1 protein-coding gene is annotated in these 671 nt (G+C 37.4%); it reads left to right on the forward strand.

The genetic code is table 11. The features are described 5' to 3' along the window. The first annotated feature begins 87 nt into the window (after positions 1-87). The gene (locus tag ACFSW8_RS14120) at positions 88-642 is read left to right on the forward strand and encodes a hypothetical protein (protein ID WP_377178558.1); all 555 of its coding nucleotides are present in this window, start codon (positions 88-90) and stop codon (positions 640-642) included. Positions 643-671 lie beyond the last annotated feature (29 nt).

Genomic DNA, 671 nt, shown 5'->3' on the forward strand with positions numbered 1-671 from the left:
ACTCACCTTTGCAAGCTTTTTATTTACTTATTTTCAATCAGTTATGCTTAAGTGAACGCGCATGCGTGGTCGAATCAATCAAATTCCATGATAAAAAAGATATTTCTAACAGGTTTATCGGGAGCTTGTCTCACGTGCTGCTCCCCAAAAGAAAAAGATCCCACAGAAAAGGAGGAACCTAACAAATTTTCACCGTTTCAACTAGATGAAGTTGTAGCTCGCACAGCTTTTTCCACAGAATGGTCTGTACTCGATAAAAGTATGCCAGACTGGAAGAAGCTCGCCCATCAAGAGGTTCTATTTAGAGGGTTTTGTAGCACTCCATATTTCAGTGAAATAACCGATAAGAAGGTATTTCAAAAGAAGTTCTATTTTCCTGTTACAAATAAACCTTGGATAGATGAAATTAATGATCCACTAGGATGGTTATTTGTGATGAATCAATTAGATGATTCTGAATACAGGTTAAGAATTGTTGGATCGGGTTCGACTTTTGTTGATGGCTATGAATCTCCTAAAAGTGTTGATCTACTTTTTTTTGAAATTAAAAATACTTTTACCGATGACAATGGGCTAAAACAACATAACTGGAGAACGATTGACAGTCTAGAATGGCACGGACTTAAGCGGTTTTTCGTGTAGCCCCTCTATGCGGGATTTCTCTAAAGGTT

The sequence above is a fragment of the Rubritalea tangerina genome, assembly GCF_042683245.1.
Lineage (GTDB): Bacteria > Verrucomicrobiota > Verrucomicrobiia > Verrucomicrobiales > Akkermansiaceae > Rubritalea > Rubritalea tangerina.